Annotated in this window: 13 protein-coding genes; 10 read left to right on the top strand and 3 right to left on the bottom strand. The window is 70.8% G+C overall.

What is annotated here, in order from left to right; all coding sequences use genetic code 11:
* Positions 1–17: 17 nt before the first annotated feature.
* Both AB0C33_RS27540 and AB0C33_RS27535 read left to right on the top strand, forming a co-directional pair.
* Entirely contained in the window at positions 18–1,280 is a 1,263-nt protein-coding gene (locus tag AB0C33_RS27540; RefSeq protein WP_358292952.1) for an acyltransferase, read from the top strand.
* 186 nt (positions 1,281–1,466) lie between these two features.
* Complete coding sequence (locus tag AB0C33_RS27535) at positions 1,467–2,648, top strand: hypothetical protein (protein WP_358292950.1); 1,182 nt, start codon at positions 1,467–1,469, stop codon at positions 2,646–2,648.
* Here AB0C33_RS27535 and AB0C33_RS27530 read toward each other — a convergent pair.
* Together AB0C33_RS27530 and AB0C33_RS27525 are read right to left on the bottom strand one after the other, a co-directional pair.
* Entirely contained in the window at positions 2,645–3,268 is a 624-nt protein-coding gene (locus tag AB0C33_RS27530; RefSeq protein ID WP_358292947.1) for an NAD(P)H-dependent oxidoreductase, read from the bottom strand. The genes AB0C33_RS27535 and AB0C33_RS27530 overlap by 4 nt on opposite strands.
* A gap of 213 nt (positions 3,269–3,481) precedes the next feature.
* Positions 3,482–4,765, bottom strand: a complete 1,284-nt coding sequence (locus tag AB0C33_RS27525) for an ATP-binding cassette domain-containing protein (RefSeq protein ID WP_358292944.1) — start codon at positions 4,763–4,765, stop codon at positions 3,482–3,484.
* A gap of 230 nt (positions 4,766–4,995) precedes the next feature.
* Between AB0C33_RS27525 and AB0C33_RS27520 the strand changes: the two genes are divergently transcribed.
* The 4 genes from AB0C33_RS27520 to AB0C33_RS27505 all read left to right on the top strand — a co-directional run bounded on the left by AB0C33_RS27520 (position 4,996) and on the right by AB0C33_RS27505 (position 9,032).
* Positions 4,996–6,465 (top strand): glycoside hydrolase family 13 protein, encoded by a 1,470-nt coding sequence (locus AB0C33_RS27520; protein WP_358292941.1) that lies wholly within the window; start codon positions 4,996–4,998, stop codon positions 6,463–6,465.
* A complete protein-coding gene (locus tag AB0C33_RS27515) occupies positions 6,462–7,487 on the top strand; it encodes a LacI family DNA-binding transcriptional regulator (protein ID WP_352328468.1) in 1,026 nt (341 codons plus the stop codon). Before AB0C33_RS27520 ends, AB0C33_RS27515 begins: the two co-directional genes overlap by 4 nt.
* 34 nt (positions 7,488–7,521) lie before the next feature.
* Complete coding sequence (locus tag AB0C33_RS27510) at positions 7,522–8,400, top strand: PfkB family carbohydrate kinase (protein ID WP_358292937.1); 879 nt, start codon at positions 7,522–7,524, stop codon at positions 8,398–8,400.
* Positions 8,401–8,465: 65 nt separating this feature from the next.
* Complete coding sequence (locus AB0C33_RS27505) at positions 8,466–9,032, top strand: signal peptidase II (protein ID WP_358292935.1); 567 nt, start codon at positions 8,466–8,468, stop codon at positions 9,030–9,032.
* A gap of 538 nt (positions 9,033–9,570) precedes the next feature.
* Here AB0C33_RS27505 and AB0C33_RS27500 read toward each other — a convergent pair.
* On the bottom strand, positions 9,571–10,944 hold the full coding sequence (locus AB0C33_RS27500; protein WP_358292932.1) for a sorbosone dehydrogenase family protein: 1,374 nt from the start codon (positions 10,942–10,944) through the stop codon (positions 9,571–9,573).
* A 216-nt stretch (positions 10,945–11,160) separates the two neighbouring features.
* On the opposite strand from AB0C33_RS27500, the gene AB0C33_RS27495 reads away from it, so the two are divergent.
* From AB0C33_RS27495 to AB0C33_RS27480, 4 genes are all read left to right on the top strand, one after another.
* On the top strand, positions 11,161–11,766 hold the full coding sequence (locus AB0C33_RS27495; protein ID WP_358292929.1) for a TetR/AcrR family transcriptional regulator: 606 nt from the start codon (positions 11,161–11,163) through the stop codon (positions 11,764–11,766).
* 254 nt (positions 11,767–12,020) lie between these two features.
* Positions 12,021–13,343, top strand: coding sequence for an MFS transporter (locus tag AB0C33_RS27490; RefSeq protein ID WP_358292926.1), 1,323 nt, complete (start codon positions 12,021–12,023; stop codon positions 13,341–13,343).
* 73 nt (positions 13,344–13,416) lie between these two features.
* A complete protein-coding gene (locus AB0C33_RS27485; protein WP_358292923.1) occupies positions 13,417–14,331 on the top strand; it encodes a sugar kinase in 915 nt (304 codons plus the stop codon).
* A gap of 781 nt (positions 14,332–15,112) precedes the next feature.
* On the top strand, positions 15,113–15,733 hold the full coding sequence (locus AB0C33_RS27480; RefSeq protein ID WP_358292921.1) for a bifunctional 4-hydroxy-2-oxoglutarate aldolase/2-dehydro-3-deoxy-phosphogluconate aldolase: 621 nt from the start codon (positions 15,113–15,115) through the stop codon (positions 15,731–15,733).
* The last annotated feature ends 1 nt before the right edge of the window (position 15,734 follow it).

The following is a 15,734-nucleotide window of genomic DNA, read 5'->3' as shown; positions in this document are numbered from 1 at the left end:
CGGGTAAGTTGGGGCGGGTGCCGACCGCCGCGACCCCCCACACGACCACGCCAGGCGCGCCGTCCAGGCTCGCCTGGCTCGACGCCCTGCGCGGCATCGGCGCGCTCGCGGTGGTCGCCGAGCACCTGCTGCCGTGGTTCCTGCCCGCGCTGCGCCCCTACTGGTTCAGTCTCGGCGTCTACGGCATCCTGGTGTTCTTCATGGTCAGCGGGTACATCATCCCGACCTCGCTGGAACGCCACGGCGACGTGCGGGCCTTCTGGGCCAGCCGCGCCTTCCGCCTCTACCCCCTCTACCTGGCCGTGATCGCGCTGGTGCTGGCCGCGTCCTGGTGGGTGCCGGTGCGCGAGGGCGTGCCGCGCGACGGGAGCGCGGTGGCGGCCCACGCGACCATGCTGCTCGACGTCGTGAGCGTGGGCGGCGTGGCCGACACGATGTGGACGCTGTCGTACGAGATGGTGTTCTACCTGCTGGTCACGGCGCTGTTCCTGATCGGGGCGCACGAGCGCAGCGGGCTGGTGTCCGTCCTGTTCGCCGGGGCGTCCGTCGCGGTGGGGCTGGTGGTGTCGGGGGCGGTGCTGCGGGGCGGATGGCCGGCGTACGTGTCGTGCGCGGTGTTCGCCGCCGGGCTCACCTGCGTGGTCGGCGGCTGGTTCCGCCGGACCGCGGCGTGCCTGCTCGGGCTGATGGCGCTGGCGTTGCTGCTGCTGAGCAGCCGGGTGCCGTGGCTGGGCGCGGCCGTGGTCGCGGTCATGTTCGCCGGCACGGCGATCCACCGCTGGGAGCGCGGGCGCGGCGGCCTGTGGCCGGTCGCGGTGACGGCGGCGCTGGTCGTCGTGGCTCCGGTGTGGGCGATCGAGAGCGGCTGGTGGTGGGTCGAGGCCGACGTGTGGCTGACCACGATCGCGCTGGCGGCGGCCACCTTCGCGGGCGCGATGGCGCTGCGCGGGCGGCGGCTGCCCGCGGTGCTCACCTGGCTCGGGCTGATCAGCTACTCGCTCTACCTGGTGCACCATCCGCTGCTGAAGTACTTCGTGGAGGTCACCGGCGACCTGCGGCTGGCGCCGCTGCCGTACCAGCTCGCGATGGCCGGGCTGGCCCTGGCGCTGATCCTGGCCGTCAGCGCGCTCTCCTACCGTTACGTCGAACGCCCCATGCAGGCGCTGGGCCGGCGGGTCTCCCGGCGGTCCGCCGCCGCGGGCGCCGCGCCGTGCGCGGTCCCCGTCACGGGAGCCTCGGCCGTGGGCGGCCAGGGCGACGGCTCGGGGCACACCGCGTAGGCCGGCACGATCCTCTCGCCGGGCTCGTGCCGCCGGCTCGTGGAGTGCAAGATGGGGGACGGGTCATCGGCGCGGACCCCGCCGGGCCGTCGCGCGGCCTCCTCTGGGCTCTCGCCGGGCCCGGGGCTGGTCAGGGCGCGTGCCGGGGCCCCCGCGGTCGCCGGCGGGTGGGAAGGGGCCGAGGTCATGCCGGGTTCGCTGGTGCTCATGGGGTCGGGGGAGACGAGCCCGACCATGGTCGAGGTCCACCGCGCGGTGGCCCGCGGGCTGCGCACGGGGGCCCGTGCCGTGCTGCTCGACACGCCCTACGCCTTCCAGGAGAACGCCGCCGACATCTCCGCCCGTGCCCGCCGCTACTTCGCCCGCAGCGTCGGGCTGGAGGTCGAAGTGGCCACCGCGATCACGGGCGCCGACTGGGTGTTCTCCGGGCCGGGCAGCCCCACGTACGCGCTCGACCGGTGGGCCGCCTCCGGCGTGGGCGGCGACCTGCGTGCCCGGGTGCGCTCCCGGCAGGGGGTGACCGTGCTGGCCTCGGCCGCCGCCTGCACCGCGGGCCTGGCCACCGTGCCCGTCTACGAGATCTACAAGGTGGGCGCCGAGCCTCACTGGCGCGAGGGGATCGGCCTGCTGGAGCAGGTGGGCCTGCGGGCCGTGCTGATCCCGCACTTCGACAACGCCGAGGGCGGCACCCACGACACCCGCTACTGCTATCTGGGCGAGCGGCGGCTGTCGCGGATGGAGCGGGAGCTGCCGCCGGAGACCGCCGTCCTGGGGCTCGACGAGCACACGGCGCTGATCATCGACCTGGAGTCGGAGGCGGTGGAGGTGGCCGGGCGCGGCGGCCTGACCGTACGGCGTCCGGGGGCGGTGACCGTCCTGCCGGCCGGGACGCGGACGAACCTGGCCGCCGTCCGCGGCCTGGCGGCGGGCGCCATGTCCGGCGCGGTCCCGCCGTTACCGCCCGCCGCCCGCGCCGCCGCGGGGCCCGCCGTCACGCTGGAGGAGACGATCCGCTCCTGCGAGCAGTCGTTCGAGGACGCGGTCGGCAAGCCGGACCTGGCGGCGGCGGCGCGGCTCGTGCTCGACCTGGAGGCGGAGATCGTCACGTGGGCGGCCGACACCGAGGAGGACGCCGGTGGGGTCGGCCAGGCCCGGGAGCTGATGCGGCTGCTGATCGCCCGGCTGGGCGAGGCCGCCGCGACCGCCGGTCTGCGCCCCCTGGTCGAACCCCTGCTCGACCTGCGCGCGCGGCTGCGGGGGGAGGGGCGGTACGAGATCGCGGACGCGCTGCGCGAGGCGATGGCGCGCGGCGGCGTGACCGTGGAGGACACCCCGGCCGGTCCGCGCTGGAGCCCGGCGACGGTCTAGAAGGTCCTGGCGACGCGGCGGGCGTGCTCGTCGGCCTGCTTGCGCTCGGCGTCGTAGGAGCCGGTGAGCGTGGGGTGGTGGCGGATCTCCTGGACGTCGGCGATGCCCGTCCAGCGCAGCCAGTCGCCGAAGAACGTGGACTGGAAGTCGGCGCCGAACTCCGGGCCGAGCCGCGGCCCCCACACCGCGCTGGTGTAGACGACGGCCGCCCGCTTGCCGGTCAGCAGCGCGCGGTACCCCGTCTCCGGGTGCACGTCGAAGATCATCGCGGGCTGGCTGACCACGTCGATGAACTGCTTGAGCTTGTACGGCACGCCCGCGTTCCACATCGGCACGCTGAACAGGTAGCGGTCGTAGGCGTCGAAGCGCTCGAACGTCCTGACCGCCGCGGCCCAGGCCTCGGCCTCCTCGCCCGCGGGGGTGCCGCCGCCGAACACCGTCATCTTGGCGCGGGCGGCGGCGGGGCCGAACTCGGGCAGCGTGCCGTCCCAGAGGTCGAAGCGGTCCACGGTGTGGGCGGGGTGGGTGGCGAGGTACTCCTGGACGAACGTCTCGGCGATGGCGGCGGAGATCGATTCCGTGCCGCGGGGTGAGGCGGAGATGTGCAGCAACCTGGACATGGCGGACACCTTTCTGGACTGCGGTCCGTTTAGTGTCGCCAACGATACGGACCGAGGTCCGCTTGGTCAAGGTGCGGCTGTGCCGGGGCATGGCGAAAGCCGGGCCCGCGCGGCACGGTGGGTGCGGCGCGAGTCCGGCGGGGCGTCAGGTCGGTGCGCTCGACGGTGGTGACGGGGTGTCGATACCGCTGTGCCTTCGAGGCGCGCCAGGGGTCAGCGGCGCGGCGGGTCGATGCGGGCGCCGTCCAGGGTGAAGATCATGAGGCGGGACAGGTCCACCGCGACCTTCGCCGCGTCCCCCGCCCGCCACATCGGCCGGTTGCCCAGCCGGACGATCAGGTCGGAGCGGCGGTGGAAGCCGCTGCCCACGTTCTGGCCGACCTGCTCCTGCTCCTCGTGCTCCGGCGCGCGCTGCGAGAAGAGCCGCCGCACCATCCCGGTCAGCCCGCCCGCGCCGTTGCGCTCGCCGTTGAGGCGGGCGCGCGGGTCCGGCGGCTCGGGCACCGGCATCGCCGGCATGCCGCACTCCAGGTACGCCAGCCACTCGTGCCCGTGGTACTCCAGCGCCCGCACCCGCCCGTAGAAGGACGGCCCGTCATACGACTCCGGCACCGGCGCCAGCCCGTCGGGACGCATGCCGACCAGCACCTGCCCGCCCGTGTGCTGAGAGATCGCGTATGCCCTGGGATCGCTCCAGGGCATCGTGAGCCGGTGCGGGCCGAAGTCGAGCATGACGTACTGGTTCTGCGGCGTTCTGACACCGGCCGCCAACAGGTTCAACTGCTGGGAGTTGAGGAAGGCGGCCACGAACGCCGTCGCTGGATCGTTGTAAATCTGGGCCGGAGTGCCGACGTCCTGCAGGACCCCGCGATTCAGGATCGCGATCCGGTCGGCCAGGGTGAGCGCCTCGACCTGGTCGTGCGTGACGTAGATCGTGGTGACCCCGAGCGACCTGACCAGCGCGGAGATCTCCATCCGCAGTTCGGTGCGCATGCCGGCGTCGAGGTTCGACAGCGGCTCGTCCATGAGGAACAGCTTCGGCTGCCGGACGATCGCCCGGCCCATCGCCACGCGCTGCCGCTGGCCGCCCGACAGGGTGCCGGGGCGGCGGTCGAGCGTCTCGTCGATGTGCAGCGCCTTCGACAGCTCGGTGACGCGGTCGCGCACCATCGCCGGGTCCGACTTGGCGATCTCCAGGGGGAAGGCGATGTTCCCGCGCACGGTCCGGTGCGGGTAGAGGGCGCCGTTCTGGAACACCATGGCCACGTCGCGGTCGCGCGGCGGCAGGTGGTTGGCGAGCTGGCCGTCCAGCCAGAGATCGCCTTCCGTGATCTCTTCCAGGCCGGCGATCATCCGCAACAGCGTGGACTTGCCGCAACCGGAAGGACCGAGGAGGACGAGGAACTCGCCATCCTCGGCCTGCAGGCTCAGCCGGTCGACTGCCAGGTAGTCGCCCGGATACACCTTGGTCACTTTGTCGAGAACGACCGAGCTCATGGGCCCACACCTTGCGCGCGTGTCACCTGTGACGAGGCTGATTGAAGAGGTAGTACATCGCGCCTTAACGCTGGATGTCCACCCTTGACATAAAGAATCTCACCCGCAGGGGTTTCGGCCAGGGGTTTTAGGCGGCCGTATACCCATAAATCCCGAAACGAGGTGCATGGAAGGGCTTGCGTAAACTTGCGGCAAGGGCTTTCATGGTGCGGAAACCCGGGGGGAGATCCATGAACATGTGGTGGCGTGACGCCGTGATCTACCAGGTCTACGTGCGCAGTTTCGCCGACGGCAACGGCGATGGCGTCGGCGACCTGATAGGCGTGCGCGATCGCCTGCCGTACCTGGTCGAGCTGGGGGTGGACGCCGTCTGGCTGACGCCCTTCTACACCTCGCCGATGGCCGACTTCGGCTACGACGTGGCCGACTACCGGGACGTCGACCCGCTGTTCGGCTCCCTGGCCGACGCCAAGGCGCTCATCGACGAGGCCCACGGCCACGGCCTGCGCGTCATCGTGGACGTCGTGCCGAACCACACCTCGTCGGCGCACGCCTGGTTCCAGGCCGCGCTGCGCGGCGAGCGGCGCGATCGGTACATCTTCCGCGACCAGCCCAACGACTGGGAGTCGATCTTCGGCGGCCCGGCCTGGACGCAGGTCGAGGACGGCCAGTGGTATCTGCACCTGTTCGACCCCGCGCAGCCCGACCTCAACTGGGACGACGACGAGGTGCGCGGCGAGTTCGAGTCGATCCTGCGCTTCTGGCTCGACCTGGGCGTGGACGGCTTCCGCGTGGACGTGGCGCACGGCATGGTCAAACCGGCCGGCCTGCCCGACATCGGCCACCCCAACCAGACCAGGATGATCGGCCGCGAGCCGGTGCCGTACTTCGACAACGACGGCGTGCACGAGATCCACCGGGCCTGGCGGCGGGTGCTCGACTCCTACCCCGGCGAGCGCATCGGCGTCGCCGAGGCGTGGGCGCCCACCGCCGAACGCCTGGCCATGTACGTCCGGCCCGACGAGCTCCACCAGGCCTTCAACTTCCACTACCTGTTCACCCCGTGGGACGCCGCCGAGCTGCGCGCGGTGATCGACTCCTCGCTCGCCACAGCCGGCTCCGTGGGCGCGCCCACCACCTGGGTGTTGTCGAACCACGACGTCAAGCGGCACGTCACCCGCTACGGCAGCCTGGCCAGAGCCCGCGCCGCGGCGTTGCTGACCCTCGCGCTGCCCGGTTCGGCCTACGTCTACCAGGGCGAGGAGCTGGGCCTTCCCGAGGTGCTCGACCTGCCGGACGAGGTGTGCCAGGACCCGCAGCGGCTGCGCGACCCCGACAGCGGGCGGGACGGCTGCCGCGTGCCGCTGCCGTGGACCCGCGAGCTCGGCTGGCGCGACCCGTGGCTGCCGATCCCGGCCGACTGGGCGGACCTCAGCGTCCAGGCCCAGGACGGCGTCACGGGCTCCACCCTGGAGCTCTACCGGGCCGCGCTGCGCCTGCGCCGCTCCCTCGACGGCGACCTGGTCTGGCACGACTCGCCCGAGGGCACACTGGTCTTCTCCCGCGGCGACGTGCTGTGCACCGTCAACCTGACCGGCGCGCCCGTCGACTTCGGCGTCGAGGGAGAGCTGCTGCTCGCCTCCGATGTCCCCGGAGCAGCCGATTCGGCCGCCTGGTGGAAAGTAAAGTGTGTTCCATGAACGGTCACGCTCGCCTAGCCGACATCGCCGCCCAGGCCGGGGTGAGTGAGGCCACGGTCAGCCGGGTGCTCAACGGCAAGCCCGGCGTCTCGGCAGGCACCCGGCAGGCGGTGATGACGGCCCTCGACCTCATGGGTTACGAGCGGCCGCCCCGGCTCAGGCAGCGCAGCAACGGGCTCATCGGGCTCGTCACGCCCGAGCTGGACAACCCGATCTTCCCGGCGTTCGCGCAGGCCATCGAGAAGGCGCTGACCCAGCACGGCTACACGCCCGTGCTGTGCACCCAGCTGCCCGGCGGCGCCCCTGAGGACGAGTTCACCGAGCTGCTGGTCGACCGCGGTGTCAGCGGCATCGTCTTCGTCTCCGGCCTGCACGCCGACACCACCGCCCGGATGGACCGCTACACCCGCCTGATCGACCGCGGCCTGCCGATCGTGCTGGTCGACGGCTACAGCGAGCACATCGACGCGCCCTTCATCTCGCCCGACGACCGCCTCGCGGCGCGGCTGGCCGTCCAGCACCTGGTCGACCTCGGCCACGAACGCGTCGGGCTCGCGCTCGGGCCGCGCCGGTTCGTCCCGGTGATCAGGAAGATCGAGGGCTACAAGCAGGCGATGGCCCACCTGCTCGGCGCCACCGACGTCGACGACCTGATCTCCCACTCGCTGTTCTCGGTCGAGGGCGGGCAGGCCGCCGCCGCGCAGCTGCTGGCCCGCGGCTGCACCGGAATCGTGTGCGCGAGCGACCTGATGGCGCTCGGGGCGATCCGAGCCTGCCGGCAGAAGGGGCTGGCGGTGCCGGGCGACGTGTCGGTGGTCGGGTTCGACGACTCGCCGCTGATCGCGTTCACCGACCCGCCGCTCACCACCGTGCGCAAGCCGATCGGGGCGATGGCCTCGGCCGCCGTGCAGACGCTGCTGGAGGAGGTCAGCGGCGCGCCGGCCAAGCACGTCGAGCTGATCTTCCAGCCAGAGCTGGTCGTGCGCGGCTCCACCGGTTCCGGTCCGCTGGTCAACCGCTGATCCCGGACGCTCTCTGTGAAAGGCCGACCCACCGATGACGCCTGACGTGCTGGTCCTCGGCGGCGCCGGGGTGGACACCACTGTCTACGTGCCCGCGCTGCCTCTGCCGTACCAGGACACCTACCACGTGCCGCCCGTCGTCGACCGCGTCGGGAACACCGGGGCCGGGGTCGCCCTCGGCTGCCACGCGCTCGGGCTCGGCGTCGCCTTCGCCGACCTCGTCGGCGACGACCCGCAGGGCGCGCTGATCAGGCACGCCCTGCGCGACATCGACTGCAGGTGGGGGGTGGCGCAGGCGGGCACCCGGCGCAGCGTGCTGCTCGTCGGCCCCGACGGGCGGCGCACCTCCCTGCACGACCCCAAGGTCACGCCGGGGGAGCGGCTGCCCCGCGAGCTGTACGCCGGTCCGCGGCCCAGGCATGCGCACATCTCGATCATGGACTTCTGCCGCCACGTCTACCCCGACCTCGACGGCGTCCCCATCTCCACCGACCTGCACGACTGGGACGGTGTCGCCGACTACCAGAAGGACTTCGCCTACGGCTCCGACCTGGTGTTCCTGTCGGCCACCGCGCTGGCCGACCCGGCGGCCACGATGCGCGACATCCTCGCCGAGGGGCGCGCCCACACGGTCGTCTGCACGCGGGGCGCGGACGGCTGCCTCGTCCTGACCCGCGACTCGGCCGACGTACGGGCCTTTCCCGCCGCGCCCCTGCCCGGCCCGGTGGCCGACAGCAACGGCGCGGGCGACGCTTTCGTCTCCGGCTTCCTGTACGGCCTGCTGAACGGCCGGACGCTCCCCGAGTGCGTCGCACTGGGCGCGGTCGCCGGTGCGCACGCGTGCACGGTCGAGGGCACCCACGAATCCCCGATCACCGAGAAACTGTTGCTCAGTAGGGCGTCCCAGCTCTGAGTGAGCGTGGCCGCGACCAAGGTTCGGTAGATTCGGGGCGAGAAGCCATGGATTGTGAGGCAAGAGTGTCGGACGAACGCGGCCCGCAGGAGAGCAACCGGGGAAGGCGGCCTCGCGCGTGGATGATCGTGCTGGCCGCGGTGGTGCTCCTGGTAGATCAGGCGTCCAAGTTCTGGGCGCTGTCGGCCTTGTCCGGTGGTGAGGAGATCACCGTGATCCCGCGGCTGCTCTCGTTGCGGCTGCTGCTCAACCCCGGCGCCGCGTTCTCCCTGGGTGAGGGCGTGACCTGGGTGTTCGCGCTGGCCGCCGCCGGGGCGGTCGCCGGCATCCTGTACGCGTCCCGGCGGCTGCGTTCGCCGGCCTGGGGGGTGGTGCTGGGCGCGCTGCTCGGCGGGGCCACCTCCCACCTGCTCGACCGCCTCTTCCGCCCGCCCGCGTTCGCCCAGGGGCACGTGGTGGACTTCATCGACTACGGCGGGCTGTTCGTCGGCAACGTCGCCGACATCGCCCTGACGGGCGGGTGCGCGCTGCTGTTCCTGCTCAGCGTCCGCGGGATTCCGCTGGGGGACGCTCCCGGTGAGGCGCGCCTGTCCTCGACGCCTTCGGCGTCCTCGGGGTCCTCGGCCGCCTGATCGAACGGCCGAAGGCCGGGCGGCGGTGGACCGTCGCCCGGCCTCCACCACTATGCGGAGGCCATGCGCCTGACGGAGGCCCATGCGCTTGACGGAGGCCCATGCGCCTTACGGAGGCCACGCGCCTTGCGGAGGCCATGCGTGTGGCGGAGGAGACCGGCTGGCAGGAGGCGCTCACCGCAGCCCTGTGCAACGCCGGCGCCACATACGCCGACCTGGCCATGCTTCGCGAGGCTCTCGATCATCTGGAACGGGCCCTCATGCTTCGCGAGGCTGTCGATCATCTGGAACGGGCCCTCATGCTTCGCGAGGCCATCGCCCATACCCAGGCCCAGGCCGTCAAACGGGGCAACCTCAGCTGCCTCTACCTGGAGGTGGGACGCCTCTACGACGCCGAGGCCAGTTTGAACCGCTCGCTGGCCCTGTGCCGCGAGCTGGAGCACCGGGCCAGCCAGGCGAACGGCCTGGCGATCATGGGCAAGGTCCTGCACGGCCCGGACCGGCTGCCCGAGGCCCACGACACCCTCCTGCCCGCGGGTCACGATCGGGGCGTGACGTGCCAGATCGTGTTTCCTGCGTCGTCTGCGACCAGTAGGCGGCCGTTCTTGCCCGTGATCACGCCGACCGGCCGGCCGTACGTGGTGCTCTCGTCGGGGGCCGGTTTGAATCCGGTCAGGAAGTCCTGGGGCTTGGCGCTGGGCATGCCGTTCTTGAAGGGGACGTACACGACCTTGTAGCCGACCGGATCGCCGCGGTTCCAGGAGCCGTGTTCGGTGATGAAGGCGCCGCCACGGTAGGCCTCGGGGAACGTGGGGCTCTCGGAGAAGGCCAAACCGAGGGGAGCTGTGTGAGCGCCGAGGGCGTAGTCGGGGCGGAGCGCACGAGCCACCATCTCGGGACGCCGTGGCTGGACCCGCTCGTCTACGTGCTGCCCCCAATAGCTCCACGGCCAGCCGTAGAAGTCACCGGGGCGTACACGTGTGAAGTAATCAGGCGCGGCATCGTCGCCCAGAAGATCGCGTTCGTTGACGACTGTCCAGAGTGTCCTGGACTGTGGTTCGAGGGCCAGCCCATTGGGGTTTCTGAGGCCGGAAGCCAGGATGCGCTCGCCGCTGCCGTCAGGGTTGATCTCCAGGATGGCGGCGCGCCGTCGTTCGGCATCCAGGCCATGTTCGCCCGCGTTGCTGGACGAGCCAACCGTGACGTAGAGCTTGGTGCCGTCAGGGGCGGCGAACAGGTTACGGGTCCAGTGGTTGTTGTAGCCGTCGGCCGGCAGGTCGAGGATCTTCTTCCCAGCGGCCGTGACCCGGGTTTCGCCCAGCTTGTACGGAAATCGCCAGACGCCGTCCGTGCCCGCGACGTAGAAGGCCGCCTGGGTGCCATTCGGGGCCGCCGGGCCGAGCGAGTACGGGGCGGACGCGGCCAGCAGCGCCATCCCGAACGGCTGGTTGAGGTTCTCCAAGAACACGCTGCGGAAGTCGGCCACGCCGTCGCCGTCGGCGTCGCGCAGCAGCGTGATCCGGTTGGCGCTGCGTTCGGCGGTCGAGCCGTCGTTGCGACGCAGCCAGTAGAACAGCCCCATGATCGGGGACTCCGGGTCCTTGGGCAGGGTGGCCGACTCGGCCACGAGCACATCGCCGTTGGGCAACTCGTAGAGCCAGCGGGGATGCTCCAACTCGCCCGCGAACCGCGTGACCATGAAGCCGGCCGGTGCCTTCGGCGCTCTGCCGGAGGGCCAGCCGACCACGTCGGGGGCGTTGACCTTGGGGATGGGGAACGTCTCGCGTTCCCCGAGCTGGGGCTCGGAGCCCAGGTGGGCGGCTGTCTGCGGGGCTCCGCCCCGGTTCACCGCGTAGGCCGCGCCGGCCACCGCGAGGACCATGAGCAGGAGCAGCACAAGCAGGGCTCGCATCAGGATCCGGCGTCTTGGGCGGCGCGGGGCCGTCGCCGGCGCTGTCACTTTGGATGTCGTGGACACGGGGGTGTCTCCCAGTGAGCGGCTGACCATGGATGGAATGGCTGGACGGCACGTAAGAGCGGCAGCCGAGGATGCTCTCTCCTCGGATAAGCTGTCCGGAGTTAACGGCCGTTAGATTTCTAACATGTGTTAAGCGCGAGGTCAATTCTGATGCTCACCCGTCACAAGATCCTGGAAGCCGGCCTGGAGGTCCTCGAGGCGGACGGCGCTCACGGGATCAGCATGCGTAAGCTGGCCAAACGTCTCGATGTGACGGCGACGGCGATCTATCACTACTTCGACGGGCGCGAGTCGCTGCTGGAGGCCATCGTGGACGAGGTGTGCAGCAAGATCGTCTCTCAGGCCCCTCGTGAAGGGGGATGGAAGGATCAGCTTCGCGGGCTCATGGCCTCGATGGTCAGGCAGTCGCTGGAGCACCCCCGAGCCTCGGTCTGGTCCATCACCACATACGCCCGGCGTGCGCCCGTGATGAGCCTCCACGAGGCCATCTTCGGGATCCTCTTGGATGCGGGCTTCCCTCCTGACCAGGCGGATCACGTAAAGGGGGCGGTGCTGCGCGTGTGCGTCGGGCATCTCGTCCTGCACGAGGCCGCCGCGCGGGACTGGACCGAGCTGCCCGCCGACAGGTATCCGCACTATCACGCTGTCGAGGCCGCCCGCCTGCGGGCCGATCAGGTCGAACACTTCAAGTTCGCGCTCGACGCCGTCCTCGCCGGGTTGCCCGACCCCAGCAATGAAGGTGAATCCCCTGCTTGACGGCCTTTCGGTCATGCCCTTGCCCGATGTGGCCGCCCAGTGAAGCCGGTAGCCGCGCGAGTTAACGAGTGTTAGAGTTCTGCTCGGCTCCGCATCCAGCCGGGCGGAGTCGGGGGGTGTCCCGACGAGGGGAGGCGTGACCATGGCCGGAGGTTTCCCGCTGGGGGAGGAGGCCGGAGGTGGTTCGAGGCGCGGGCGCGGGGTAGAGCAACCGTTGGCGCGGACGCGGCCCAGGAACGCCTTCGAGGTGCAGCGTGACCGAGAGCAGCAGCGGATTAACGACCGCCGAGCACAGAGCCCAGGTGCGCAAGGCCGCGACGGCCAGCGTGGTCGGCACCGCCATCGAGTGGTACGACTTCTTCCTCTACAACACGGCCGCCGCTGTGGTCTTCGCCGAGGTCTTCTTCCCGAAGTCCACGCCGTACGCGGGCACGCTCGCGGCCTTCGCGACCAACGCCGTGGGCTTCGCGGCCCGGCCCGTGGGTGCGGCGATCTTCGGGCATTGGGGCGACCGCATCGGCAGGAAGGCGACCCTCATCGTCACCCTTCTGACGATGGGCGTGGCCAGTGCGCTCATCGGCGTGCTGCCGGGCACCGACAGCATCGGCATCGCCGCGCCGATCATCCTGGTGGTCCTGCGCGTCCTGCAGGGCATCGCGGTGGGCGGCGAGTGGAGCGGGTCGGTGCTGCTGTCGATGGAGTGGGGCGACCAGCGCAGGCGCGGGCTCATGGCGAGCTGGCCGCAGGTGGGCGTGCCCATCGGGCTGATCCTCGGCACCGGCGCGATGTCGCTGCTGGCCGCCACGACGGGCGACACCTTCAAGGACTGGGGGTGGCGGGTGCCGTTCGTGGCCAGCTTGGCGCTGGTGGCGGTCGGCCTATGGGTGCGGCTGAAGGTGCTGGAGACCCCGATGTTCGCGCGGGTGCTGGAACGGCGGCAGGTGGTCAGGCTCCCGGTCGTCGAGGTGCTGCGCAGGCATCCGAAGGAGGTGGTGCTCAGCGCGTTGCTGCGTGTGTCGGAGCAGATGCCGTTCTACCTCTACACGACGTTCGCCATCACGTACGTGACCCAGCAGCTCGGCCTGTCCCGGACGGTCGCGCTGTCGGCGGTGACGTGCGCGGCGGCGGTGGAGTTGATCGCGATCCCGTTCTTCGGGCACCTGAGCGACCGTGTCGGCCGCCGGCTCGTCTACGCGACCGGCGCAGCGCTGTTGGCAGTGGTGGCGTTCCCGTACTTCGTGCTGCTCAACACCGGCCTCGTGCTGGTGGTCTTCCTGACGATCATGATCACGCAGATCCAGCACGCCATGGAGTACGGCCCGCAGGCCTCGCTCATCGCCGAGAGCTTCCCGACCAGCCTCAGGTACGGCGGCGCGGGTCTCGGCTATCAGCTCGCCTCGATCATCGCCGGCGGCCCCGCGCCGCTGATCGCGACATGGTTGTTGCACGACTACGGCTGGCAGGCGATAGCGATCTTCATGATCGTCGGTGCGGTGGTCGGGTTCGCCGCCGCACTGGCTCTGCCCGACCGATCCATGATCGACATCTCCCAGCCCTCCTCCTACAAGACGACCTGAATGATCCTTCTCTTGTCCTTCATGACGTGATAGCACCGTTGACGGATCCGGAACGACAGGAGATGGGCGAGTCATGAGCGTCGTGGTGTGCGGAGAGGCCATGCTTCTGATGCTGGCCGAGCCCGGCATCCCGTTGGAGCGTGCCACGGTGTTCCGTCGCTCCATCGCGGGCGCGGAGTCGAACGTGGCCGCGGGGCTTGCCAGACTGGGCCATGACGTGCGCTGGCTCGGCCGGGTCGGCGCTGACCCGGCGGGCCGGGCGGTCCTGTCCATGCTCAGAGCCGAGGGTGTCGACACCCGGCACGCGGTCATCGACCCCGATGCGCCGACCGGTCTGCTGGTGCGCGACAGCCATCCCTTCCGGGCCATCGACGTGCAGTACTACCGTTCCGGGGCCGCCGCGTCCAGGTTGAGGCCGGACGAGCTGACGCCGGAGATGGTGAACGGGGCGAAGATCGTCCACGTCACGGGCATCACTCCGATGTTGTCGGATTCCGCACGCCTGGCGACCCTGCGGCTGCTGGAGCTGGCCGGGCAGGCCGGAGCGCTCGTCTCCATCGACCCGAACATCCGATACAAGCTGGGCGAACCCGCGGCGTGGCGCGAGCGGGTGGCGCCGCTCCTGTCCAGGGCGGACGTGGTGCTGGCCGGTGAGGACGAACTCGACCTGCTCCACGTCGACCCGGCGACGCTGCCCGGCCTCACCGTGGTCAAGCACCGGGACAAGTCCGCCACGTGCGCAGGGCTGCGGCAGAAGGCGTTCACGGTGCCGGTGACCGATCCCGTGGGAGCAGGGGACGGCTTCGCCGCCGGGTTCCTGTCGGGGATGTTGCGCGGTGAGTCGTACGAGGTGTGCCTGCGCGAGGCGGCGGCAGTGGCGGCACTCGTCGTCCAGTGCGCCGCCGACACCGACGGCCTTCCGGACCGGCCGAGCCTGGATCGTGCCTTGGCCGCCTTCACCGGGCACGCCGAAACGGTCCATCGATAGCCCGCCAACCAGCCGAAGATTCTCCGCCGTCAAGAGCGCGATCACTGCCGAAGAACCGCCACTGCTGATCACTGATTCATCGAAGTCGTTCTGCTACCAACCACGAGCCTGTCGAAGGCGGTCGAGTACGGAGCTCGAGGCCGTCCACGCGGAGGTTCGTGACGCTGATGTCGGTCTGCTGATGATGTACATGGCGACGGGGACCTGCGCTAACTGGCCTCTCGCGCCGCATGAGCCCGTTGAGGACGAGCGAACGTGAATTGCGAGTCTGCTGGAGGGGTTTGTCCGGATGGGTGAGGCCGCCATGTCGGTCGCCTCGATGAACGGGGAATCCGAAGACGGTATGCCGAAGGCGGAGAGCCCGTGGAGGGCTGCTGGTGCGAAGAGGGTGCATGCGGAAAGCGGCCATTGAAGGATGCGAGCCTCGGGCGAAGGGACCTGTTCCAGGTTGAGGCGATTGAAGGACATTTCGACGGTGGACCGGCAAGTGCGGTGGAGGCGGGTTCACCTGAAGGTGGCCATGCGAGAGGCGGTCCGTCCGGGAGCCGACGATTTCGGGCGGAGGTGGGCATGCGTGAGGCGGTCCGGTCGTGGGGTGACGAGGTCGGAGCTGAGGTGGGCATGCGAGAAATGAGTCCGTCCATGAGCTGACGAGGGCGGGATGAAGGCGGTTCGGGGGGGAGGCGGGCCGGGCGTCGGATGGCCAGGCGGGGATCGTGCGTCACCACGGAGGGCGGCTCGCCGTAGCTGTTCGCTGGTGAGGAAACCAAGGAAGGAAGTCATGTACCGCTGGGAGATCGTCCAGGCTGTCACAGAGCAACGCGTGTTCGGCATCGTCAGGGCCGCCACGCCCGAGGCGGCGCTGACGTCGGCCGAGGCCGTGCTGGATGCCGGGTTGCGTGCCGTCGAGGTCGCGCTCACCACGCCCCGCGCCCTCAGCGCCGTGGCGAGGCTCACCGAGCAGCGGCCCGACGCGCTGGTCGGGGCGGGGACCGTCCTCGACCCGGCCGCTGCCAGGGCCGCCGTGGAGGCCGGCGCGCGCTTCCTGGTCTCACCCAGCCTGCACCCTGAGGTGATCCGCGCCGGGCACCGCTACGGCGTGCCGGTCTTCCCGGGCGTGGCGACCCCGACCGAGATCGTTCGTGCCCTGGAAGAGGGGGCGGACGCAGTCAAGATCTTTCCGGCGTCGGGCGTTTCACCCGCCTGGCTGCGCGACGTGCGGGCCGCCCTTCCGCAGGCGCCGGCGATCCCCACCGGCGGCGTGACCGTGGACGATGCGCCCGAGTGGATCGCGGCCGGCGCCGTGGCCTGCGGCATGGGATCGGCGCTGACTTCGGGTGGCCCGGGTGCCGCGGTTGAACGGGTTGCGGCGTTGCTGGCCGGGCTGGCGGGGGCTCGATGAG

Source organism: Nonomuraea sp. NPDC048881 (assembly GCF_040649795.1).
In the GTDB taxonomy this organism is placed as follows: Bacteria; Actinomycetota; Actinomycetes; order Streptosporangiales; family Streptosporangiaceae; genus Nonomuraea.
The sequence above is the reverse complement of the archived record's forward strand: the minus strand, read 5'-3'. Positions and strand labels throughout refer to the sequence as shown.

What these genes read in the sequence shown, in the direction of transcription:
- AB0C33_RS27535 (WP_358292950.1), top strand. Translation starts at nt 1,467, where the DNA reads ATGCCGGGTTCGCTGGTGCTCATGGGGTCGGGGGAGACGAGCCCGACC.
- AB0C33_RS27530 (WP_358292947.1), bottom strand. Translation starts at nt 3,268, where the DNA reads ATGTCCAGGTTGCTGCACATCTCCGCCTCACCCCGCGGCACGGAATCG.
- AB0C33_RS27525 (WP_358292944.1), bottom strand. Translation starts at nt 4,765, where the DNA reads ATGAGCTCGGTCGTTCTCGACAAAGTGACCAAGGTGTATCCGGGCGAC.
- AB0C33_RS27520 (WP_358292941.1), top strand. Translation starts at nt 4,996, where the DNA reads ATGAACATGTGGTGGCGTGACGCCGTGATCTACCAGGTCTACGTGCGC.
- AB0C33_RS27515 (WP_352328468.1), top strand. Translation starts at nt 6,462, where the DNA reads ATGAACGGTCACGCTCGCCTAGCCGACATCGCCGCCCAGGCCGGGGTG.
- AB0C33_RS27510 (WP_358292937.1), top strand. Translation starts at nt 7,522, where the DNA reads ATGACGCCTGACGTGCTGGTCCTCGGCGGCGCCGGGGTGGACACCACT.
- AB0C33_RS27500 (WP_358292932.1), bottom strand. Translation starts at nt 10,944, where the DNA reads ATGCGAGCCCTGCTTGTGCTGCTCCTGCTCATGGTCCTCGCGGTGGCC.
- AB0C33_RS27495 (WP_358292929.1), top strand. Translation starts at nt 11,161, where the DNA reads ATGCTCACCCGTCACAAGATCCTGGAAGCCGGCCTGGAGGTCCTCGAG.
- AB0C33_RS27485 (WP_358292923.1), top strand. Translation starts at nt 13,417, where the DNA reads ATGAGCGTCGTGGTGTGCGGAGAGGCCATGCTTCTGATGCTGGCCGAG.
- AB0C33_RS27480 (WP_358292921.1), top strand. Translation starts at nt 15,113, where the DNA reads ATGTACCGCTGGGAGATCGTCCAGGCTGTCACAGAGCAACGCGTGTTC.